Source organism: Klebsiella sp. GFKo11 (assembly GCF_056490265.1).
Map to the genome: position 1 here is coordinate 4034825 of NZ_CM151369.1, position 20919 is coordinate 4055743.

Annotated in this window: 19 protein-coding genes and 1 tRNA gene; 8 read left to right on the plus strand and 12 right to left on the minus strand. The window is 54.2% G+C overall.

The features are described from left to right. Positions 1-211 precede the first annotated feature (211 nt). Positions 212-1192 (plus strand): IS110 family RNA-guided transposase, encoded by a 981-nt coding sequence (locus AC07P6_RS19685; protein ID WP_478316951.1) that lies wholly within the window; start codon positions 212-214, stop codon positions 1190-1192. A 187-nt stretch (positions 1193-1379) separates the two neighbouring features. Here the strand turns inward: AC07P6_RS19685 and uraH are convergent, their stop codons facing one another. Continuing rightward, on the minus strand, positions 1380-1706 hold the full coding sequence (uraH, locus tag AC07P6_RS19690; RefSeq protein WP_478314315.1) for a hydroxyisourate hydrolase: 327 nt from the start codon (positions 1704-1706) through the stop codon (positions 1380-1382). Then, positions 1703-2203: a 2-oxo-4-hydroxy-4-carboxy-5-ureidoimidazoline decarboxylase gene (uraD, locus tag AC07P6_RS19695; protein WP_478314317.1), complete on the minus strand. Its 501-nt coding sequence runs from the start codon at positions 2201-2203 to the stop codon at positions 1703-1705. Before uraD ends, uraH begins: the two co-directional genes overlap by 4 nt. 242 nt (positions 2204-2445) lie before the next feature. On the opposite strand from uraD, the gene hpxO reads away from it, so the two are divergent. After that, a complete protein-coding gene (gene hpxO, locus AC07P6_RS19700) occupies positions 2446-3600 on the plus strand; it encodes an FAD-dependent urate hydroxylase HpxO (RefSeq protein ID WP_478314319.1) in 1155 nt (384 codons plus the stop codon). Positions 3601-3777: 177 nt separating this feature from the next. Here the strand turns inward: hpxO and hpxR are convergent, their stop codons facing one another. After that, complete coding sequence (gene hpxR, locus AC07P6_RS19705; RefSeq protein WP_478314321.1) at positions 3778-4701, minus strand: LysR family hpxDE operon transcriptional regulator HpxR; 924 nt, start codon at positions 4699-4701, stop codon at positions 3778-3780. A gap of 124 nt (positions 4702-4825) precedes the next feature. Between hpxR and hpxD the strand changes: the two genes are divergently transcribed. Further along, positions 4826-5863, plus strand: coding sequence for a molybdenum cofactor-independent xanthine hydroxylase subunit HpxD (hpxD, locus tag AC07P6_RS19710; RefSeq protein ID WP_434659304.1), 1038 nt, complete (start codon positions 4826-4828; stop codon positions 5861-5863). Between the two features lie 13 nt (positions 5864-5876). Next, a complete protein-coding gene (locus AC07P6_RS19715) occupies positions 5877-6845 on the plus strand; it encodes a PDR/VanB family oxidoreductase (RefSeq protein ID WP_478314324.1) in 969 nt (322 codons plus the stop codon). Positions 6846-6855: 10 nt separating this feature from the next. On the opposite strand, the gene AC07P6_RS19720 is transcribed toward AC07P6_RS19715, so the two are convergent. From AC07P6_RS19720 to AC07P6_RS19745, 6 genes are all read right to left on the minus strand, one after another. Beyond that, the gene (locus AC07P6_RS19720) at positions 6856-7884 is read right to left on the minus strand and encodes an ABC transporter ATP-binding protein (RefSeq protein ID WP_478317038.1); all 1029 of its coding nucleotides are present in this window, start codon (positions 7882-7884) and stop codon (positions 6856-6858) included. A gap of 1 nt (position 7885) precedes the next feature. Continuing rightward, entirely contained in the window at positions 7886-9460 is a 1575-nt protein-coding gene (locus tag AC07P6_RS19725) for an ABC transporter permease (protein WP_478314326.1), read from the minus strand. Between the two features lie 23 nt (positions 9461-9483). After that, positions 9484-10500, minus strand: coding sequence for an iron ABC transporter substrate-binding protein (locus tag AC07P6_RS19730; RefSeq protein ID WP_478314328.1), 1017 nt, complete (start codon positions 10498-10500; stop codon positions 9484-9486). Positions 10501-10919: 419 nt separating this feature from the next. Then, positions 10920-11417 (minus strand): hypothetical protein, encoded by a 498-nt coding sequence (locus AC07P6_RS19735; RefSeq protein WP_434659312.1) that lies wholly within the window; start codon positions 11415-11417, stop codon positions 10920-10922. Between the two features lie 286 nt (positions 11418-11703). After that, positions 11704-12651, minus strand: a complete 948-nt coding sequence (gene leuO / locus AC07P6_RS19740) for a transcriptional regulator LeuO (RefSeq protein WP_182237720.1) — start codon at positions 12649-12651, stop codon at positions 11704-11706. Between the two features lie 503 nt (positions 12652-13154). After that, positions 13155-13230 (minus strand) — tRNA-Thr (locus AC07P6_RS19745). Between the two features lie 281 nt (positions 13231-13511). Here AC07P6_RS19745 and AC07P6_RS19750 point away from each other — a divergent pair. Beyond that, positions 13512-13856 carry a gamma-glutamylcyclotransferase family protein gene (locus tag AC07P6_RS19750; RefSeq protein WP_478314330.1) on the plus strand — a complete coding sequence of 115 codons (345 nt, stop codon included), beginning with the start codon at positions 13512-13514 and terminating at the stop codon, positions 13854-13856. A 190-nt stretch (positions 13857-14046) separates the two neighbouring features. Here AC07P6_RS19750 and AC07P6_RS19755 read toward each other — a convergent pair whose 3' ends face one another. From AC07P6_RS19755 to AC07P6_RS19765, 3 genes are all read right to left on the minus strand, one after another. After that, a complete protein-coding gene (locus AC07P6_RS19755; RefSeq protein ID WP_182237717.1) occupies positions 14047-15075 on the minus strand; it encodes an LLM class flavin-dependent oxidoreductase in 1029 nt (342 codons plus the stop codon). A gap of 163 nt (positions 15076-15238) precedes the next feature. Continuing rightward, a complete protein-coding gene (locus tag AC07P6_RS19760) occupies positions 15239-16453 on the minus strand; it encodes a citrate synthase family protein (protein ID WP_465052701.1) in 1215 nt (404 codons plus the stop codon). Positions 16454-16512: 59 nt separating this feature from the next. Then, positions 16513-17475, minus strand: a complete 963-nt coding sequence (locus AC07P6_RS19765; protein ID WP_434659320.1) for a DctP family TRAP transporter solute-binding subunit — start codon at positions 17473-17475, stop codon at positions 16513-16515. A 620-nt stretch (positions 17476-18095) separates the two neighbouring features. On the opposite strand from AC07P6_RS19765, the gene AC07P6_RS19770 reads away from it, so the two are divergent. From AC07P6_RS19770 to AC07P6_RS19780, 3 genes are all read left to right on the plus strand, one after another. Then, positions 18096-19424: an MFS transporter gene (locus AC07P6_RS19770; protein ID WP_304257906.1), complete on the plus strand. Its 1329-nt coding sequence runs from the start codon at positions 18096-18098 to the stop codon at positions 19422-19424. 84 nt (positions 19425-19508) lie between these two features. Continuing rightward, positions 19509-19886, plus strand: a complete 378-nt coding sequence (locus AC07P6_RS19775; protein WP_478314333.1) for a VOC family protein — start codon at positions 19509-19511, stop codon at positions 19884-19886. Between the two features lie 70 nt (positions 19887-19956). After that, on the plus strand, positions 19957-20910 hold the full coding sequence (locus AC07P6_RS19780) for a 2-hydroxyacid dehydrogenase (RefSeq protein ID WP_478314335.1): 954 nt from the start codon (positions 19957-19959) through the stop codon (positions 20908-20910). Positions 20911-20919 lie beyond the last annotated feature (9 nt).

Sequence of the window (20919 nt, forward strand, 5' to 3'; positions counted from 1 at the left end):
ACGCATCTGTCCGGGCTTGTATGATGACTCCATCAGAAAGAACCGGCCAGTTCTCTCTGATGGCGGTCCGGATGCCGTGTCCGGGCTTAGGCTTTCGCGCCTGTTCCGTAGATCCTTTGCACCGGACCGCCGTTCTTTCTCATGTGATAAACCGGACAGTATCATGGACCGGCTTTCACCGGTAACCCGTATTCGCAAGGTTGGTTTCACTATGGAAAATGAACTGCACTTCATCGGCATTGATGTTGCCAAAGCTAAGCTCGATGTTGATATCCTGCGCCCTGATGGTCGACATCGCGGTAAAAAATTCGAAAATACGCCCTCCGGACATGAAGCGCTTGTCCGCTGGCTTCGCAGCCATGATGTGAACCATGCCCATGTCTGCATGGAGTCCACCAGTACCTACATGGAAGAGGCTGCCGCGTATCTGAGTGATGCCGGTTATACCGTCTCCATTATCAACCCCGCCCTGAGTGCCGCCTTCGCCCGTAGTGAAGGGTTGCGCAGTAAAACCGACAAAGTCGATGCCCGTATGCTGGCGCACTTCTGCCGGGAGAAACGTCCGTCAGCATGGGAGGCACCGCACCCGACAGAGCGAGCCCTGAAAGCGCTGGTGTTACGGCATCAGGCGCTGACAGAGATGCAGACGCAGGAGAAAAACCGTCAGGAAACAGCCCCGGAGGTCCAGTTAGCGAGCATCGATGTGCTCCTGGAGTGCCTGAGTGCTGAACTGAAACGTATCGAAAAACAGATAAAAGACCTGACGGACAACGACCCGGATATGAAGCAACGGCGGAAGCTGCTGAACAGCATCCCGGGTATCGGCGAGAAAACGGCGGCGGTCCTGCTGGCGTATACGGGACTGAAGCTGAGGTTTGCCACAGCGCGGCAGTTCGCCGCGTATGCAGGGCTGACGCCGGTGCAGCATGAGTCAGGCAGTAGCGTGATGCGGGCGAGCCGGATGAGTAAAGCGGGTCCGGTTCAGTTGCGCAGAGCATTATATATGCCAGCAATATCAGCGCTGTATCACACGGCGTGGGGAAAAGCGTTCAGAAAGAGACTGGAAGGGAATGGCAAACGCGCGAAAGTTATCATAGGGGCGATGATGCGCAAGCTGGCGCAGGTGGCGTACGGAGTGCTGAAGTCAGGGGAGCCGTTCGATGCGTCACAACATGGAATAGCGGTAGCGTAGGGACGAAAAGACTGCGGGAATAGAAAAACAGCACCCAGAGGGTGCTGTCGGTGGTGTGTCTGTCATCCAGAAACCGGAGAGAGCCCCGCAACTAAAAATGGTTGCCGATGCTCACAGTATCTACCAGACCACAGACTGCGCCGAACTCGTAGCCCGGACAGGCGCGCAGCGCCGCCTCCGGGGGAATTTAGCTGCCGCGATAGGTCGACCAGCCGCCGGGAGCGATTAAAAACGGTAGATGAAAATGGTCGTCCGCCGCCTCGCGGATGGCAAAATCAATCTGCGCGTTCAGATACAGCGTCTCGCGCCCGCTGGCGGCAAACCATTCGCCAATCTCGGCAACCAGCCGGTAACACCCCACCGCCAGCGACCCGGCCCCCAGTTCGCCAATGCGGCCATGACTATCGGTCACGCCGCTGGCAATCCGCGCCCCTTCTCGCTCCAGCACAACCTTAACGCCCTGCGCCGGGCGGCCGGTTGAGATATCCAGAATATGGGTGCTTAACGTGCTCATTCGCCAATAACTCCTTCCAGTCTTAATAAGGTGATTTCGCGCAGCTGCGCTAACGCGTCCTGTACTTCTTCGCTATCGCTATTACGCAAACGACGCGACAGCATCTCTAAGATCTCATCCCCGCTGCGCCCTTTGGCGCGAATCAAAAAGACCCGGCCAAACCGCGCTTCGTAGCGGGCATTGCCCTCTTTCAGCGCCTGGGTCAGCCGGACATCGCGATCGTTAACGTTCCCTTGTTCCTGACGTGAGAGCGCCGCATGCGCCTCTTGCCCTGCGGGCTTCTCGCCGATACGCGGATGGGCACTCAGCGCCTCATTCAATTCCGCTTCCCCCCACTCCTGCATCAGCTGCTGCGCGGTGCTGAGCAGCACGGCAAAATTCGCAAATGGTCGTGCCTGTATCAGCGACGCTGACCAGATTGGAAGCGCTACGCAGGGCTGAAGCACAGCGCGAGCATCGTCTTGACTGAGCTGGTTAAAGCGTTCCAGAGAAATCATAGTGGCTCCTTTAGCCTCACTCACAACCTGAACCTTGCATAAACCACGCCAAACCTCCCCCACATGAAACAATAGATTCCCCATAACTCAATTAGCAATTTTTGATTCATAAAAAGGCACTCGCGGTGGCAAAACGCACTACTTTGGCGCATTTACGCCGCCCTTTGCCGTAAATATCGCCGTTCAACAGGGTGGTACGCAAATTGCTCAAGCCAATAACGACCCAGGCAAAGGAGAAGTAAATGAAAGCATTAGTTATCGGCGGCGGAATTGGCGGCCTGAGCGCGGCGGTGGCGCTGAAAAATGCAGGCATAGACTGCGAAGTGTTTGAAGCAGTTAAAGAAATTAAGCCGGTGGGCGCGGCTATCTCTATCTGGCCCAACGGCGTGAAGTGTATGCAGCATTTGGGCATGGGCGAGATTATCGAGAACTACGGCGGCCCGATGCATTTTCTGGCTTACAAGGATTACCTGCAGGGAGAGAACCTTACCCAGTTCAGCCTTGCTCCGCTGGTGGAGCGCACCGGAGGTCGTCCCTGCCCGGTGTCCCGCACCGAGCTGCAGCGAGAAATGCTCGACTTCTGGGGGCGCGATGCCGTGCAGTTTGGTAAACGGGTCACCCGCTGCGAAGAACACGCCGACGGCGTTCGCGTCTGGTTTACCGACGGGTCGACGGCTGAGGGGGATTTTTTAATTGCCGCCGACGGTAGCCATTCAGCGCTGCGCCCTTACGTCCTCGGCTTTAGCCCGGAGCGGCGCTACGCGGGCTACGTTAACTGGAACGGTCTGGTTGAAATCGATGAGGTGATTGCGCCGGGTAATCAGTGGACGACCTTTGTCGGCGAGGGCAAACGCGTGTCGCTGATGCCGGTCTCTGATGGGCGGTTTTACTTTTTCTTTGATGTTCCGCTTCCGGCAGGGCTTGCTGAGGATCGCAACACGTTGCGCGCGGATCTCAGCCGTTATTTCAGCGGTTGGGCGCCGCAGGTGCAGAAGCTGATTGCTGCTCTCGATCCGCAGACCACCAACCGGATTGAAATCCATGATATTGAGCCGTTTGATAAGCTGATCCGCGGTAAGGTCGCTCTGCTGGGCGACGCCGGGCACAGCACCACCCCGGATATCGGCCAAGGCGGCTGCGCGGCGATGGAAGATGCGGTGGTGCTGGGAGATCTGTTCCGCCAGAGCCACGATATTGCCGGGGTATTGCAGCAGTATGAAGCGCTGCGCCGCGACCGGGTTCGCGATCTGGTGCTGAAAGCGCGTAAACGTTGTGATGTGACCCATGGCAAAGATATGGCGCAGACGCAAGCCTGGTACCAGGAGCTGCAAACCGAGACCGGTGAGCGGATTATCAACGGTCTGTGCGAAACCATTCAGGGCGGCCCGTTGGGGTAAAGATGTTGGTATCAGCTCCCTTCCCGGCTCGCGGCGTAAACGCCTTAGCCGGGCTACAGGGTCGCAGTCGGCAGTGAACCCGTAGCCCGGTCAGCGCAGCACCACCGGGACGAAGCAGCGCCGATGTATCAGGTTTGGCACATTTCCCGGAGGCGGCGCTTGATGCGCCTGTCCGGGCTACTCGTCGGCAGAGGACGGCGTCTGCATCTCCTCCATCACCGCAGTGAGTTTCTGAATCGCCATTTGCGCCGGGCGGGAAAGCTGGCGTGAAGGGGCCGTGCACAGGGCCAGAGTTAGCGGACGTAGCAGCTTGTTGCGCAGCGGGACAAACGCCAGCAGCCCGCTTTTTACCTCATCCAGCACGTCCAGGCGACTGAGGATGGTCACACCGCTGCCTTTGAGCACCAGCGACTTAATCAGCCGGATATCGTTGCAGCTGATGCTGTTCGCCGGGGAAAAATCATAATGTCGATAGAGCATCGCAACCCGCTCATGGACGATCAGCGGCGCGCCGGGAAGAATATGCCGCTCCTCGCTTAACTCACCCAATGAGAGCATCGCAGCATGCGCCTGGGGACGATCCGGGCGCATCACCACGCCCATCTCCAGCTCTGCAAAGGCCAGCACGCTTAGCCCGGCCTGGCCTTCGGGGTCCAGAATCAGGCCGAAATCGAGATCCGCTTGCCGCACCTTCTGACTGACGGTATGGCTGTCCGCCACCTGCAGATTCAGCTCCAGCCACTGCCAGCTGGCGATGATCTCCGCCAGCGCGGCGGCAAAGCACCCTTCCGCCAGCGCCTGCACCATACCAACGCTAACGGTACCGCGCTTCAGCCCCTGCAGCTCATCAAACTTCTGCCGCGTCAGATGAAACTCCTTTTGCCAGCACAGCAGGTCGTTGTACAGCAACTCTCCGGCGGTGGTCATGCGCAGCCCTTCCGGCAGGCGCTCAAAAAGCGGCGTGCCGAAGGCTTCTTCCGCCTGCAAAATTTGCCGGTTAATCGCCGAGGCGGAAATATGCAGTTTTTCCGCCGCCCGCCGCAGGCTGCCGCTGCGGGCTACTTCGGCAAAATAGAGAGCAAAACGCGAAAATGGGCTCATGGGTACCTGTTCTCTTTTTTGCAACAGCTAACTGAATTAATGGCGATGGATGTCAACACCCTAATATGGCAACAATAAACTCACAACAATTAAACAAATGTTTTTGTGAGCAGGAAGAGAAGCCATGAACAGACAACAACCCACCCCACCCGCCCATTGCACCTTTGAGCCTGAAGACTGGCTGCGCCTGGCGAAATGCTGGCACCCGGTCGCCCGCGCCTGCGATATTGGCCCCGCGCCGGTGAAAGCCGTCCTGCTTGATGAGCAGCTGGTTATCTATCGAATTAAGGGCCAGGTGGTGGTCGCTCGCGACGTCTGCCCCCATCGCGGCGTGCCGCTGACGCTCGGTTTTCATGATGAGGAAGGGATCGTCTGCCCCTACCATGGCCTGCGCTTCGGCGAAGATGGCCGCTGCAACCGCATCCCTTCCAGTCCTGACCAGCCGGTACCGGCAAAGCTTAACCTCACCTCTTTTGCGGTGGAGGAGCGCTATGGTCTGATCTGGACCTGCCTGGCCTTTGACCCGGAAAATCCCCTGCCGCTGCCGGTGATGCCGCACTGGCACGACGACGGCTTCCAGCAAATTAACTGCCCGGCATTTGAAGTCAACGGCTTTGCGGGCCGACAGGTTGAGGGCTTTCTGGATGTCGCCCATTTTGCGTGGATCCATACCGATACCTTCGCCGACCCGGATAATCAGGTGGTACCGAACTACAATCCGCAGGAAACGGCGTTTGGTTTTATCGCCGATTACTGGAGTTCGGTCGGCAACTATCCCGCCAGCTCCGAATTTCGCGCGCCGGAAGGCTTCCAGTGGCTGCGCCGTTTCGAGATGCATCTGCCGTTTACCGCCACGCTGACGATTCATTTCCCCGGTGACGCCAGGCTGGTGATTATGAACGCCGCCTCGCCGGTTTCCTCGCGGATAACCCGAATGTTCGCGCCCATCGCACGCAATTTCGACCTGCACGTGCCGGTGGAAGATGTCCACGCGTTTAACCTGCGCGTCTTTGAGGAAGACCGCCTGATGGTGGAGACCCAGCGCCCGGAAAGATTACCGCTGGATTTAACCCTTGAAGCGCATATCCCCGCCGATCGCAGCTCTATCGCCTATCGGCGTGGGCTGAAGAAAATGGGCTTCGGCGACTTTTTCCTCGTCTGAGTGGAGAATCATCATGAGCGATATAATAGAGGTTATCGTTGACGGTCTCTGGCGTCAGGGGAGTCAAAGCCTCGCCGTCAGGCTGGTAGCGCAGAACGGTCAACCGCTCCCCGACTGGCAGCCCGGCGCGCATATTGATGTGCATTTGCCCTGCGGGATTATCCGCCAGTATTCGCTTACCGGCCCTGAAAGTCCCGATAACGGATACCTGATTTGCGTCGCGCTGGAGAAAATGTCCCGCGGCGGCTCGCGCTATATTCATCAGCAATTGCGTCCCGGCCAGGCGCTGCTGATTTCCCACCCGCGAAACCTGTTTCATTTACACGAGGCGGAACGGGTGACGCTGCTGGCCGCCGGGATTGGGATTACGCCGCTGTATGCGATGGCGCTCAGGCTGGACGCAGAGGGCGTACCGTTTACGCTGCATTATTATCTGAAAAACCGCCAACAGGGGGCGTTTGTACGCGAACTGCAGCAGCGGTTCAGCGCAGAAAGCGTGGTGATTCATAGCTCTTGCGAAGAGGATAGCGCCCGGCACAACTTGGCCGCAGCGCTGAAGGATGCGCATAACGGGCATCCGATATATCTCTGCGGGCCAGAGGGTTTTATGGCCACCGCGCGTCGGGTGGCGCGGGAAAAAGGCTGGACCGAAGCGCTGATCCATAGCGAAGCCTTTCAGCCCATCGTAACGCCAGCCGGTGCTCAGGAGGGAGAAACCTTTAACGTGACGCTGGCGTCATCGGGCGAACAGTGGCCGGTACCCCCGGATAAAACTATTGCTCAGGTACTCCAGGAGAACGGCGTCGCCGTCCCGCTCTCCTGTGAAATGGGGATTTGCGGTGCCTGCCTGACGCTGGTCATCGACGGGATTGTCGATCATCGCGACACCGTGCAGTCGGAGGCGGAGAAATCCGCCAGCGCGCAGCAGATTGCCCTGTGCTGCTCGCGCAGTCGGTCGGCAAATCTGTGCATTGATTTATGACTTTGCGGCGTTAACTAACAAAGGCTCGCGCCTTGCCCACGACGTCAATTCGCACCGCCGCCCCCACTCTCCAGCCGTGCTGGCTGACGGTTTTGACGATCAGCGGTTCATGTTGACCGGGAATCGCCAGGGTTAACGTTGACAGGTGGCCGGTAAAATCGACATCGCGAATGGTCAGAGGATTTTCCTCTGCCGGACAGGCAGAAATAATCAGTTGCTCCGGGCGCAGCATCACTCGCCCCTGCCCGATGGCATCAGGATTGTCAGTGGATATTTCGCCGATGACGCAGCTCGCGCGTCCGCCGCGAAGCTCGGCAGGCAGCATCAGCGCATCGCCGAGAAATAGCGCGGTCTCTTCATCAACGGGATGGCTATAGACCTCAAACGGTGTACCGACCTGGGCAAAACGCCCCTGACGCATCACCGCAACCTGGCTGGCAAAGGAGAGCGCTTCGTTCTGGTCGTGGGTCACCAGGATCGATGCGACCCCAGCCTGTTCCAGGAGGTCCGCCGTGGCTTTACGCGTGGTCGCACGCAGCCCGGTATCGAGGGCCGAGAAAGGTTCATCCAGCAGCATCAGCGCGGGCCGCTGGGCCAGCGCGCGCGCCAGAGCGACGCGCTGCTGCTGACCGCCGGAGATTTCATGCGGCCAGTGGTTCGATAGCTGGCTATCCAGCGACACCATATCCATCAGCGCCGCCACCCGCAGGTATTTCTCCTGACGACTGCCGTCCAGACCCCAGGCAATATTGTCTGCAACGTTAAGATGGGGGAACAGCGCGCCTTCCTGCGGAACAAAGCCCACCCCACGCAGGTGGGCCGGGATAAATGTCCCCTGCGTAAACAGCGTTCGCCCCTGCAACACGATGCGCCCGCTGTCCGGCGTTTCGAAGCCCGCGAGGATCCGCAGCAGCGTCGTTTTACCGGAGCCGGAGGGGCCGACAATCGCCGTCCGGCTGCCTGCGGCCACCGTCAGATTCAGGCCATCGAGCACGCGCGTACCGGCAAAAGATTTTGAGATTGAGGAGAGTTCGAGCATTTTACAGGCCTGCGATTTTTTTCGACTGTACATAGAGAATACCGGTCAGCGGCAGCGACAGCAGAATCATCAGCATCGCGTAAGGCGCGGCGGCGACATAATCAATCTCGCTGGTTAAGGCCCAGAAGCCGGTTGAGAGCGTGCGGGTACCGAGCGGAGAGAGCAGCAGCGTGGCGGTCAGTTCATTAGTGATACCGAGGAATACCAGCGCCGCCCCCGCCGCCGCGCCCGGCGCCGCCAGGCGCATCGTCACGCTCCACAGCGCCCGACCGGGGCTGCGGCCTAAACTGCGGGCGACGTTTTCCAGTTCGACCGGGGCCTGAGCGATCCCGGCGCGCAGGTTGATAAGCGCTCTGGGCATAAACATCAGCAGGTATGCCAGGAACAGCGTGACTTCAGTTTGATAGATGGGTCGCGCGTAGTGAATGGTGACCGTCACCAGCGCCAGCGCCGTAACGATGCCGGGCAGAGAGCTGGTCACGTAGTTACACCCCTCCAGCAGGCGAAAAAGACGCTGCGGGTAGCGAACGCCCAGCCAGGCGATGGGGACCGCGCAGGCGGTGGTGAGGAGAGCGCCCACCGCGCCAAGAAATAGCGTTTGCCGCAGAGAGTGCCAAAGGTCGGCGTTCATCCAGCTCGCCATTCCGCCCAGCCATAGCCAGCGGCAGAGCACCATCAGCGGGACCCCCAGCGCCAGAATAACCAGCGTCAGCAGCGCGAGCTGTAGAGGGATCGCCGCCCGCCAGCTCAGCCGCCAGCGTTTTTGTTCGCGCGCGGCTCCTGACCCAATTCTGGCATAGCGCGCTTTGCCCCGCGACGCTCCTTCCAGCAGTAGAATGGCCAGACAGCAGAGCGCCAGCACCCCGGCCAGCATATTCGCCGCCGGGCCGCTGAAGGTCGACTGGAACTGGTCGTAAATAGCGGTCGTAAAGGTATCAAAGCGGACCATCGCAAACAGGCCGTACTCCGCCAGCAGGTGTAGCGCCACCAGCAGCGCACCGCCGCATATCGCCAGCCTGAGCTGCGGCAAAACCACGCGGAAAAAGACGCGCCACGGCGGCGAACCTAATGAGGCGGCAACATCTTCCAGCGTGGGATCCAGACGGCGCAATACCGCGGCAACCGGCATATAGATAAACGGGTAATAGGCCAGCAGCGAAAGGAACACCCCGGCGGAAAGGCCGTGCAATGAGGGCACCGCGCTGACCCAGGCGTAGCTTTGCACGAAGGCCGGGATCGCCAGCGGCGCAACCGCCAACACCGACCAGACTCGCCGCCCGGCCAGCAAGGTCCGCTCCGTGAGCCAGGCCAGAGCCACGCCCAGCGCAATGCAAAGCGGTAGCGTCAGCGCAATAAGCCATAGGGTATTGCTCAGCAGCTCACCGACGCGCGGGCGAAATACCAGCGTTTTGATAGTCTGCCAACCGGTTTCAATGCCTACGGTAACGACAAATCCCAGCGGCAGCAGCGCCATCAGGGAAAACAGAATGGCTAAAGCGATCATCGGAAAGGCAGGACGCCTGCGCTCGGGCAGACGTTGTGCTTTTTTCCCGAGCGCGAAACTCAGAGAAGACATGGCGTATTCACTTTATCTGGCGATTACAGCAGGCCAGCCTGGGTCATCAAATCGACCACTTTTTTGCTGTTCAGTGAAGACAGCTCAACCTTCGGCGCATCCAGGTCTTTCAGCGGCGTCAATTTAGGGTTGGATGCGGCGTTAACGCCCACGGCATATTCAAAGGCGTTGTTGGTACGCAGCTCTTCCTGGCCCTGCTTGCCAGTTATCCACTTGATAAAGGCCTGCGCCTGTTCCTGATGTTTGCTGGAAGCCAGAACGCCACCGCCGGAAATGCTGACAAAAGCGCCCGGGTCCTGGTTTTTAAAGTAGTAGAGACGGGTGTTGTTGCTGTTCTCGCCGGTTTTCGCCTGATCGACAAAGCGGTAGTAATGGTAGATAACGCCGCCATCAATCTGACCGGCATTCACCGCCTTCATCACCGTGCTGTTGCCTTTGTAGGCCACGAAATTGGTTTTCATCGCTTTGAGCCATTCGAGCGTAGCCTGCTCCCCCTTCAGCGCCAACATCGCACTGACGATAGCCTGGAAATCTGCGCCCGATGGCGAAGCGCCCCAGCGGCCTTTCCACTCCGGCTGCGCCAGATCCATCAGCGATTTTGGCAGCTGCGCTTCACTGATTTTTGCCGGGTTATAGACGAATACGGTACTGCGGGCGGCAATGCCAATCCAGCGTCCATGTTCAGGGCGATATTCCGGCGCAACCTGCTTGAGAGTTTCAGGCGCCAGCGCTGCAAACAGCTTCGCGTTATCCACCAGCACCATCGCCGGAGAGTTTTCCGTCAGGAAGACATCCGCCGGGGAGGCAGACCCCTCCTGCACCAGCTGATTCCCCAGCTCGCTATCGCCGCCGTTACGCAGCGTCACTTTAATTCCCGTCTCTTTAGTAAAGCCATCCACCCATGACTTAACCAGATTTTCATGCTGCGCGTTATAGACGACAATTCCCTCGCTGCTGTCAGCAGCCATAACCTGCGGGGCAAGAAATGCAGAAGAAGCAAGCAACGCAGCGGTGCAATAAAACGATAAGCGAAAACGCATAAGCTAATCCTTAGAGCCTATCCCAGTAGGCGCAATTGTTGTAGTCAGTTTGGACACGGACAGCGCGCAACAACCGGAGCGTACACGCAGTACGTGAGGGTTGTGAGCACTGCCCAGGACCAAAATGGCAAATAAAATAGCCTAATGGGGTAGGCTCTTAGTATATGTGGGCAAATTAAACCAACCAGCTGGTGGAAAGGATTAAAACACAGTGAAATGTGAATGATAATGAAAACAATTACCATCTAATAAAAAGAGTGAAATATACTGAATGCGGATACTTGAGGACGGGAAAATTCTTTTAAAAAAGAATGGAAATAATGAACATTAAAATAACCTTAAGACGACTTAACTTTTTACAGCCATTAATTAAAAACATGATCATCATCGCACTGACGTGATACAGAATACACGCTTAATTAGCGAAAACTCCACTGTATGCTGACGACAAAAACGGTCGGGATAATAATCCCGGTTTCAATGCCAAAGTAATCGGTGAAGTTGTACTGAAAACCATGATAAATATAGGGAGAAAAGCCGATCCCGGTGGCATCTTTAAAATCCTTATAAGAACCATGGTCACCGCAGTGCTCAAAAGCATCGAAGAAGAATTCACCCACGTAGCCATAAATACCCTTAAATACCCAACCGTTGCCGAAGGATACCCAGTCGCGGCGCACGCCAAGCGCAATGCAGCGGTCGTCAAAGCTGTTTTTCATCGTCCCGGCCAGCAGGCTGTACTTTGAGTCCTCAGAGAACTTGCGCTCGACGGAGGCAAACTGGTTATCAAAACCTTCAGTGTACTGCCCGTGGTTGTTCGACAAATGATAAATCCATGAGCCGGTATTCACTGAATAGAGATTGATTTCATCCGCCTGCACGAGCGTCGCCGAGGTAAACAAAGCGGCAGTCGCCATTGCGCACTTCATTTTTCTGTACATCCGCATCGTCTCTTGGTTCAGGCATCAGATAATGAGAGTATAGAAACCGCCGCGCAGGTCTGCTGCACAAATGACTGATTTTCTGCAACTTGATATTTCAATAACTTTTATGCATGCAAATTTTATCAAAAAATAATCTTCAACTGTTATTTACTCGGCAACAGGATGGATATATTTAATGCTATTAAATTTATTTTCAAGGCTGAAATCGACAAGCAACAATAAATACCTGGCGTCAGACCAGGTATTTATTGATATATATTTAGCGCTGGCAAATTTTAATCAACAATTCCGCCATCCAGCGATGGCTTCTGTCCTGACCGGCAGTTTCGTGCCATGAGAGATAGCAGGTACGGCTGCTCATTTCTAATGGCAAAGTCAGCAGTTGCAGTTCAAATTGTTCTTCAAATTCCCTGGCTAACCATTCTGGAGCAATGGCGACCATATTAGTTTGTGACACGACGCTCAGTACGCTGACCATCGCATTACCGTGAAAAGCAACGCAGGCCTGCTGCTCTTCCGAGCTATACCAAGGGTGGCTGAACGACGCGTAGCGATCCAGCGCCACGGAGGCATGCTGTTCCTGATAAATTTCCTGTTCGGTCAGCGGTCCTGAAATGCGCGGATGATTTCGGCGGGCCACTAGCACCATTTCATCGTTAAACAACGGGATGCTGGTGAATTCAGGATGGTTAAACTTGTTGTAATCAAGAACAAACTCAACTTCCTGATAGCGCAGCTGGTTCGTGACCTGTTGGCTCAGCGAGGATTTAAACGACAGGCTTACCCTTGGCGCGATCTCACTAATCTTATTAAATATCAGCGGGGTCAGATAGTTATCCAGCGGGCTACAAACGCACAAATTATAAATACGTTCACAGTCCAGCGGGTCAAAAAGGGTATCGGGCAGTTCATTTTGCACCAGCTGCAGCGCGCGGCGCACCGAAATGAAAAGCTGAAATGCACGGTCTGTCGGTTTAATCCCACGGCCGTTGCGGACAAACAGTTCGTCTTTAAACAGTACTTTTAGCCGAGAAACCGCGCTGCTGACCGCAGGCTGAGACATCCCCAGCGTTTGCGCCGCTTTGGTTAAGCTTTGTTCCTGCATGACGGTATCAAAAATAGTCAATAGATTGAGGTCGACTTTTCGTAATACAGGTTGAATAACTTTCTGTTCAGAGGTTGGTTTTGATGTTGTGTTTTCATTCATGTAGGCAACTCCACCAGCACATTAATCAGCGATCCTGCTTCGTAACACGGAGACTTTCCGCCAAAGAAAAAAAATGGGTAGATAAATCATCATCGGCCAAAACAGCCATGTGTTATCTGTTTCCAGCAGTACGCTCAAATGTATGAAACTTATTATTAATATGGAAAAAAGCATAACAATATGAAGCGTATTATGTTTTCTGGAGAAAACGGCATAACGGTGCAGCATTATTTTTCCCTTCGTTCACTCCTTGAACAAAGGATAATACCATATAAAAAGTGGTGAAATTTCTGAAAAGTACGCGACTAAATCCTAATAAGTAAATTCTCAACCACGATTATTCACAGAGTAATCGCATGATTTATACGAATTCAATATGTAGATCGTAGTGGTGAATTTTGCAGAAATTGTTGAAATAGAGATTTTTTGCTGTTTGTCTTATGCAGCCACGGCGGGATAGTCAGAGGCTTAAAACTAAGCATCTATGCAGAATGGATAATGAATGGTGCCGACTACCGGAATCGAACTGGTGACCTACTGATTACAAGTCAGTTGCTCTACCTACTGAGCTAAGTCGGCATTGGGCCGCCATCGAGGCCTCGAACCCCGTTCCCTACAACGTATGTCGTTCGCTCTTCCAGATGAGCTAATGGCGGTTATATGTAATGAGTAAATTCCCGAAAGGGTTAATACTCATTAGCGGCGCGCATCATACCCAGAATCATCAGTCATGTAAATAATATCTAAAGAGAAAAATCTGAAAGCGCTCCGCTATCTGATATAAATTGCTGTAACCATGGCCATTTGGCCCCCAGTCCTTTTTGAGACCCCTGGGTTTTCAGTTATCAGTTGGAGAGTTTATGGAACGCTTATTTGTCTACGGCACCCTACGCCCGGGTCACGTTAATGCCCATATTCTGCAAGATATTGGCGGAGAGTGGCTACCAGGTTACGTAACGGGCACTTTTTTTGAACGTGGCTGGGGAGCGGCGGCAGATTTTCCGGGGATCGTGCTTGATAGCCGTGGGCCGTGGGTCGAGGGCTATCTGTTCCAGTCCGATAACCTTAACGACCACTGGCCAATGCTGGATGAATTCGAAGAGGGTTACGATCGCATTGCCGTTGAAGTCACTATCCATGATGGCCAGCGCGTGACCGCGTGGGTCTATCAGCTACAGCCCCGGGCCGAGAGCCTATCCCAGTAGGCGCAATTGTTGTAGCCAGTTTGGACACGGACAGCGCGGAACAACCGGAGCGTACACGTAGTACGTGAGGATTGTGAGCACTGCCCAGGGCCAAAATGGCAAATAAAATAGCCTAATGGGATAGGCTCTAAGCCATAAAACGTTTTCACCCACATCACGTAAAGCCTGCGGGGCGTTATTTATTTCAGCTTTACGCGTCGCGCCAGCCCATTGCCGGAGCAACATGTTTCAAAATGGATTCAATAACATGTACGTTGTAATCCACACCCAGTTGATTCGGCACGGTCAGCAGTAACGTATCCGCTTCGGCGATCGCTTCATCCTGTTTCAGCTGTTCGATCAGCTTGTCCGGTTCCGCGGCGTAGCTGCGACCGAAAATGGCCCGGGTTTTCTCATCAAGGAAACCGACCTGATCGCTGGTATCACGGCTTGAGCCAAAATATGCCCGATCGCGATCGTCCATAAGTGCAAAAATACTCCGACTAACCGAAACTCGCGGCGTATGCGTATGCCCCGCCTGTGCCCAGGCCTCACGATAAGCGCGGATCTGCTTTGCCTGCTGAATATGAAACGGTTCACCTGTTTCATCGTTTTTCAGCGTCGAGCTTTGCAGGTTCATCCCCAGTTTTGCAGCCCATTCAGCGGTTGCATTTGAGCCCGCCCCCCACCAGATTCGTTCACGTAGCCCTGCGGAGTGAGGCTCAGGGCGCAGCAGGCCCGGCGGATTTGGAAACATGGGCTGCGGATTGGGTTTGGCAAAGCCTTCTCCACGCAGCACATCCAACAGCACTTCGGTGTGGCGGCGCGCCATGTCAGATTCGTTTTCCCCTTCAGCAGGGACGTAACCAAAATAGCGCCAGCCATCAATGACCTGCTCCGGGGAGCCCCGACTGATCCCCAACTGTAAACGTCCGCCGGCGATCAGATCCGCCGCGCCCGCATCCTCGGCCATATAGAGCGGGTTTTCATAGCGCATATCGATAACGCCAGTGCCGATTTCAATACGCTTAGTCTTCGCGCCTATTGCGGCCAGCAGCGGAAAAGGAGAAGCAAGCTGACGGGCAAAGTGATGCACCCTAAAATAGGCGCCGTCTGCGCCCAACTCTTCGGCAGCAACGGCCAGATCGATGGATTGCAGCAGCGCATCAGCAGCCGAACGGGTTGCTGACTGCGGCGACGGCGTCCAGTGACCAAATGACAAAAAACCGATCTTTTTCATGACATGTTCATCCTGGTTTTCAGGGGAGTGACAGGCAGGCCGAGCGTCGTATCAAGTGGAAAAAGCCGGTTTCTGCCGTGTAATTCCTCTACTCTACGCATTACCAGGTTAGAATAAATATCGTTTGTTTAACAGAATGCATCAAATAAATTGATGGTCCCGCTTACTGGCGAGAAAAGTGGCACTCTCTCCCGGCACCAGCCAAAGATGATGCATCGCTTGCTGACTCTAACTCAGGCCCCACGTATCGTCCACGTGGTCGAATCACCTTGCCAGTGTTGATTTGCTCCATCGCATGCGCCAGTAAACCGACGCTTCGGGCGATTGAAAACAGCGCAAATGCCGCATCGCCCAGAAGACGATAACGGGTCACCAGGGCAGCAAGGACAACATCAATATTGGGCAGCAGCCCGGTTAGGGTAATCACCTTTTCAATAAATTTCGCGATCTCCTCCGGCGGCTCGAACGCTTCCAGCAACGCCACTGCGCGCGGATCCCCATCGGGATAAAGATGATGCCCGAACCCCGGGATAGGGATCGCCGAGGTGAGATAACGGTTAACCACTCGATCGGCACTGGAGTGCTCAACCTCATCAAAAAGCGCCTTAACGCGCTGGGTTGCATCACCGTGTAATGGCCCGGTAAACGTCGCCAGCCCGGTAAGTAGACAGGCGGGTAACGATGCGCCGTTGGAAGCCGCGATTCGCGATGAGAACGCGGAACTGGTCAATTCATGATCCGCCAGCAGCACCATTGCCCGGCGAAAGATGTCCGCCACCTCTTGTTCCACTCCCCACCCCATCGCCAGACGCTGGTGAATCAACATTTCGGGATGGTTTACCGCACCAAACGTCGCTGCCAGGTGTCCCACCAGCGTCGCGGCTTCAGCATGAAGAACCTTAAGCGTTCGCGCATGAGTCGAATGGCCCGACGCCGTTGCCGAGGCCAGCGCGATAAACGCATGCGACCGCTCAGGAGGAGTGAGAGGATAATCGCGGGTGGGGACCGAAAATCCGCTGGTGATTTCAGCGTTCCACAGCAAACGCGCCGTGTCCTCCAGCGTTGCGCTCTCAGAGAACGAAATGACGTTTTTTCCGCGATAGTACAAATGACCTTTCGCAAAAGTTGAGATGGCGGTGGGAATACTCGGCTCGGTACCAAACAGGGTGTTAACGGCGAGGGTTTCACGCTTTCTTCCCTGCTGTTTTTTCTGTTTCAGGTTATGGATGTTTTCCGCGCTATACAGACTACGCCGCGTGTTCTCGGGGTCCGGGTGCGATGAGATGAGCCCCCGGCTCACATAGGCATATATGGTTTGCGGACGGACGCCGAGAAACTCCTGAACCTCGTCCAGCGTGAGCCAGAGCGCTAACTTCATCTTTGGTTGCATCAAATACCTATCGCATAAGATTTCGGGTAAGCGGGATGCTGTCGTCCTTATCTACCGTAGCCTGCCAGCATAGCATTTATCTTCTTCAACCACTCATCGCCGTTTTTCGCAATAAACTCATGCTCGATAGCCGGTTTCATCACTTCTCTGAACGCTTTGGCATCAACCTCATTAACCTGCAATCCCGCACGCTTCATCTCTTCAAGGAACATCGCTTCGTTTTCATTAGAAAAATTGCGCGTTGCCACCGCACCAGCCAAAGAAGCGCTGAGCAAAATATCTTGTTCCTGCTTTTCAAGGGAAGTGAATCTGGCGTGGTTCATCACCTGAATCAGAGGGCCATACATGTGGCGCGTTAGCGAGAGGTAGTTCTGCACTTCATACAATTTTCGTGCGTAAATAACCGAAACCGGATGCTCCTGGCTATTGATTGTCCCTTCCTGAATCGCCGCATAGATAGCCCCTGACGGAAGCGGTAGCGTAGCGATACCGACGCCTTGCCATAACGCCTCATGAACCTGATTGCCTGGCATCGTGCGAATCTTCAATCCCTTAAAATCATCGGGATGATTGATAGGCTTAACGTTGTTGGTAAATGAACGGATACCGTTCTCCCAAAAACTCAATCCTTTCAGATCGTTATTATCCAGCACATCGAGCATTTCACGCCCGAGTTCGCTATCCATTATCTGGTAGGCCTGTTCAACGTTTTCAAAGAGATAAGGAATATCAAAAATATTGATCCGCCCGTCGAGTGAAGCGAAATACCCCGCACCGCCGAGAAAGATATCGAGTTCGCCCTGCTGAACCATTTCGATCATTTTCGGGCCGTTACCAAGCTTAGCATCGGGATAAAGCTCAAACGTTATGCTTCCCTGTGATAATTGGCTGGCAATTCGCACCATTTCCTTGATACCCACGCCCTGAGAGCTCGCCATTGAACCCTCAAGACCAATGCTGAACTGGCGCGTTTCGCGGCGTGCTGCGGACAAACTGTCGACAAGTACCATTTCTGTGCTCTCCATGTGCGGTTGCGGGTCTGAGATAAATCAAACACTATACGAAAACTCTACGTTTCCATTTTCAACCAATCAAGATTGATTAATTAAATCAACTGATAGATGGCTCTCAAAATGGCTGAATATATTCGGCATCTAAAATAGGGGGCCATATGACGCTCAGGAGTAAGGCTCTGAATTCTGGCATCCAATTTTTGAATCCCTTTTAATTGTCGGTGTCAACTGACAATGTCAATCTATCGCTACTGCATCACACTCCTTAACTATCGAGCGGGATATTGATGTTGATTTTTTTAATCAAGATTGATCCCGGCAATTCGTTATTTTAACTTCAGCCCAATCAATCGTCACATGCAGTGAAGCCTGACAAATTGATGCCCAAAACAAATGACAAAGACAGCAAGCAACGGATCGACAGAAAAATAAAGGGGTTTTCCCGGGATGAATTTCCCGGTAAGAAAACGCATTGAAGTTTTATTTGAAGAACCGCTGCTCACGAAAAAAGATGGGCATTTGGGTCGGATAGACACCTTACGAAATAATGATTAACCTGTAAAAGAATGGGTTAACAAATATAACGTATACCTACAAATCCATGAAGGACGAAAAATATGAGTAATATTCAACAACAAGAACTTACCGAGGCATCTATAGATGCCGGAGTTGTTCCTAAACAGAAGGCAACACGAATCAGGTATTACATGCTGGCCCTGATACTCTGCGCGACTATCATCAATTTTGTCGACCGTTCGAGTCTGGGTATTCTGGCTCCGTTTATTAGCAAAGATCTCGCACTTGATAAAGTTCAGATGGGGCAAATTTTTGCCGCATTTGGTCTTACCTACGCCTTTGCACTCGTCCCTGGGGGCATTATTGCGGATGTTTTAGGTTCGCGCGTAGCTTATGCATTTTCACTGATTAGCTGGTCGCTGGCGACAATGACGCAGGGAGTCGCCAGCGGTTTCAATATGCTTTTCGGTTCTCGCCTGGCGATTGGCGCGCTTGAAGCACCGGCTTTTCCGTCAAATGCCCGCGCCGTCACCATGTGGTTTCCCACCGGTGAACGGGGTTTTGCCACCAGCGTTTATGTCATGGGGCAATATATCGGCACACCTTTATTCACCGGCCTGCTGTTGTGGATTGCCAACGGCTTTGGCTGGCGTTCCGCCTTTTATTTGACCGGTGGCGCGGGCGTAATACTCGGTATTTTGTGGTATATCTGGTACCGCGATCCGTTAAATCACAAAGCAGTCAACGCCGCTGAACTAAAACACATTCAAGAGGGCGGTGGCCTTGTTGGCAAGAAAAAACGCGACCGTTTTGACTGGAAAAACGCCTTCAGACTGCTGAAGCACCGTCAGATTTTGGCTATTTGCCTGGGTAAGTTTTGTAATAATGCTATTCTGGTTTTCTTTACCACCTGGTTTATGACTTACCTCGTTGAAGAACGCCAGATGACGATGATTAAGGTCGGTATTTTCCAGGCGTTACCCTTCCTCGGGGCAACCGCCGGGATATTACTGGCAGGTTTCTTTTCGGATTTCTTTATTCGTCGCGGCTATTCTATGTCGGTCGCCAGAAAAGCGCCGTTGATTATTGGCACGCTGCTGGGATCATCTATTTTATTAGTAAATTTTGTCACCTCGAACGAAATGATCATTGTTATCTTGACCATTTCTTTCTTTGCCCAGGGTGTCGGCTCATCGTCATGGGCGGCGGTATCTGAAATAGCGCCACGGCAATATATTGGTTTAACCAGCAGCATCACCAGCCTTGCCGCTAATATTGCTGGCGTCACTACGCCGATAATGATTGGCTACATTCTTCATGCAACCGGTCAATTCTTTTGGGCGCTTAATATGATGGGAATTATGTGCTTGATTGGCGCATTCGCCTATTCATTCCTGCTGGGGCCGTTGTCGCGCATCGAAATGGACTAATAAGTCAACGCTGATTCACCCGGTTTGAGCCGCTATCCGCGTTCGTCTGTGGCTCAAATCGGCTTTATAGATAGAGGAGTAAACGTGTCCGAATATACATGGGATCATTTGCAGTTACGCAGTCCTGACCCTGAGCTTACTGCCGCCTGGTTTGAGCGCTGCCTGAACGCTGAGATCATTCGCAAGCCCGGCAAAGTGGATATCCGTTTAGCCGGGATCAATATCTTTATCGCCCCAGTGACCGAAGGCGATAGCGTCGCACCGCCGCCGCTCCCGCCCTATCAGGGCCTCGATCATTTTGGCCTGACGGTCGACAACCTGGATGAAACCGCCGCCGAGTTAAAAAGCAAAGGTGTGGAATTCACCCAGGAACCGATCGCCATTCGCCCCGGCGTTCGCGGTTGTTTTATTCGCGGGCCACAAAATATCTCGATTGAAATCCTTGAGCGACGCTTGAGTTAATCGCCCCCGGCATACGTAAACATAAGAATTTAGTCTGCCATTTATTGGCCGCAACTATGGATATAGCATAATGAAACCCAGCATCCTGCAGTTAAATCCCATCCTTATTCCCGCGATTAGCGAGAAATTAAACGCGCTGTATACCGTGCATCGTTTCTTTGAGCTGGAAGATAAAGAGGCGTTTATCAAAGAATATGGCAACACCATTCGCGGCGTCGTCTCCGGCGGGCATACCGGTATCAGTAATGCATTGATGGAGCAACTGCCTGCGTTGGAAGTGGTTGCCATCAACGGCGTTGGCGTTGATGCAGTCGACCTGAACTATGCACGCAAGCGAAAGATCCACGTAACCGCCACTCTCGGCGCGCTAACGGAAGATGTTGCCGACCTGGCCATTGGTCTGCTGATTGCCACCTGTCGGGGGATCTGCGCGGGCGACCGCGTGGTACGCAGCGGCGAATGGGCGAAAAACCCGCATCCCGGCGCGATCCCCCTCTCCCGCCGTTTCAGCGGTATGCGCGTCGGTATCGTTGGCATGGGACGCGTTGGACGCGCGATTGCCGAACGCGCCGCCGCCTTCGGCTGTCCGATTGCTTATACCGACCTGCATCAGATGACCGATCTCGATTATCCGTTTATTGCCGACCTGTGCGAGCTTGCCGGTCAGAGTGACGCGCTGATCCTCGCCGCTTCCGCGGATAAAGCAGAAGGCATCGTCAATGCCGCCGTACTCGACGCGCTCGGCGAGAATGGCTTCCTCGTCAATATTGCCCGCGGAAAGTTGGTGAATGAACCCGATCTGGTTGATGCGTTGATTACCGGGCGTATTCAGGGGGCGGGACTGGATGTTTTCGTTGACGAGCCGCACGTTCCGGCACCGCTTTTTGAAATGGACAACGTTGTTCTGCAGGCGCACCGCGCGAGCGCCACCATTGAGACCCGAACCGCCATGGGCGAAATGGTGCTGGCGAGCCTGGCTCAGGCGTTGAGTGGCCAGCGTCCTGAATGCAGCCTGACCGCTTAAGACCTGACA

Coding starts and splice junctions, on each gene's coding strand:
- leuO (WP_182237720.1), bottom strand. CDS start 12,651: ATGAATGAAAACACAACATCAAAACCAACCTCTGAACAGAAAGTTATT.
- AC07P6_RS19755 (WP_182237717.1), bottom strand. CDS start 15,075: ATGAAAAAGATCGGTTTTTTGTCATTTGGTCACTGGACGCCGTCGCCG.
- AC07P6_RS19720 (WP_478317038.1), bottom strand. CDS start 7,884: ATGCTCGAACTCTCCTCAATCTCAAAATCTTTTGCCGGTACGCGCGTG.
- AC07P6_RS19760 (WP_465052701.1), bottom strand. CDS start 16,453: ATGAAGTTAGCGCTCTGGCTCACGCTGGACGAGGTTCAGGAGTTTCTC.
- AC07P6_RS19730 (WP_478314328.1), bottom strand. CDS start 10,500: ATGCGTTTTCGCTTATCGTTTTATTGCACCGCTGCGTTGCTTGCTTCT.
- AC07P6_RS19765 (WP_434659320.1), bottom strand. CDS start 17,475: ATGGTACTTGTCGACAGTTTGTCCGCAGCACGCCGCGAAACGCGCCAG.
- hpxR (WP_478314321.1), bottom strand. CDS start 4,701: ATGAGCCCATTTTCGCGTTTTGCTCTCTATTTTGCCGAAGTAGCCCGC.
- uraD (WP_478314317.1), bottom strand. CDS start 2,203: ATGATTTCTCTGGAACGCTTTAACCAGCTCAGTCAAGACGATGCTCGC.
- AC07P6_RS19685 (WP_478316951.1), top strand. CDS start 212: ATGGAAAATGAACTGCACTTCATCGGCATTGATGTTGCCAAAGCTAAG.
- AC07P6_RS19750 (WP_478314330.1), top strand. CDS start 13,512: ATGGAACGCTTATTTGTCTACGGCACCCTACGCCCGGGTCACGTTAAT.
- hpxD (WP_434659304.1), top strand. CDS start 4,826: ATGAACAGACAACAACCCACCCCACCCGCCCATTGCACCTTTGAGCCT.
- hpxO (WP_478314319.1), top strand. CDS start 2,446: ATGAAAGCATTAGTTATCGGCGGCGGAATTGGCGGCCTGAGCGCGGCG.
- AC07P6_RS19715 (WP_478314324.1), top strand. CDS start 5,877: ATGAGCGATATAATAGAGGTTATCGTTGACGGTCTCTGGCGTCAGGGG.
- AC07P6_RS19735 (WP_434659312.1), bottom strand. CDS start 11,417: ATGGCGACTGCCGCTTTGTTTACCTCGGCGACGCTCGTGCAGGCGGAT.
- AC07P6_RS19780 (WP_478314335.1), top strand. CDS start 19,957: ATGAAACCCAGCATCCTGCAGTTAAATCCCATCCTTATTCCCGCGATT.
- AC07P6_RS19770 (WP_304257906.1), top strand. CDS start 18,096: ATGAGTAATATTCAACAACAAGAACTTACCGAGGCATCTATAGATGCC.
- uraH (WP_478314315.1), bottom strand. CDS start 1,706: ATGAGCACGTTAAGCACCCATATTCTGGATATCTCAACCGGCCGCCCG.
- AC07P6_RS19725 (WP_478314326.1), bottom strand. CDS start 9,460: ATGTCTTCTCTGAGTTTCGCGCTCGGGAAAAAAGCACAACGTCTGCCC.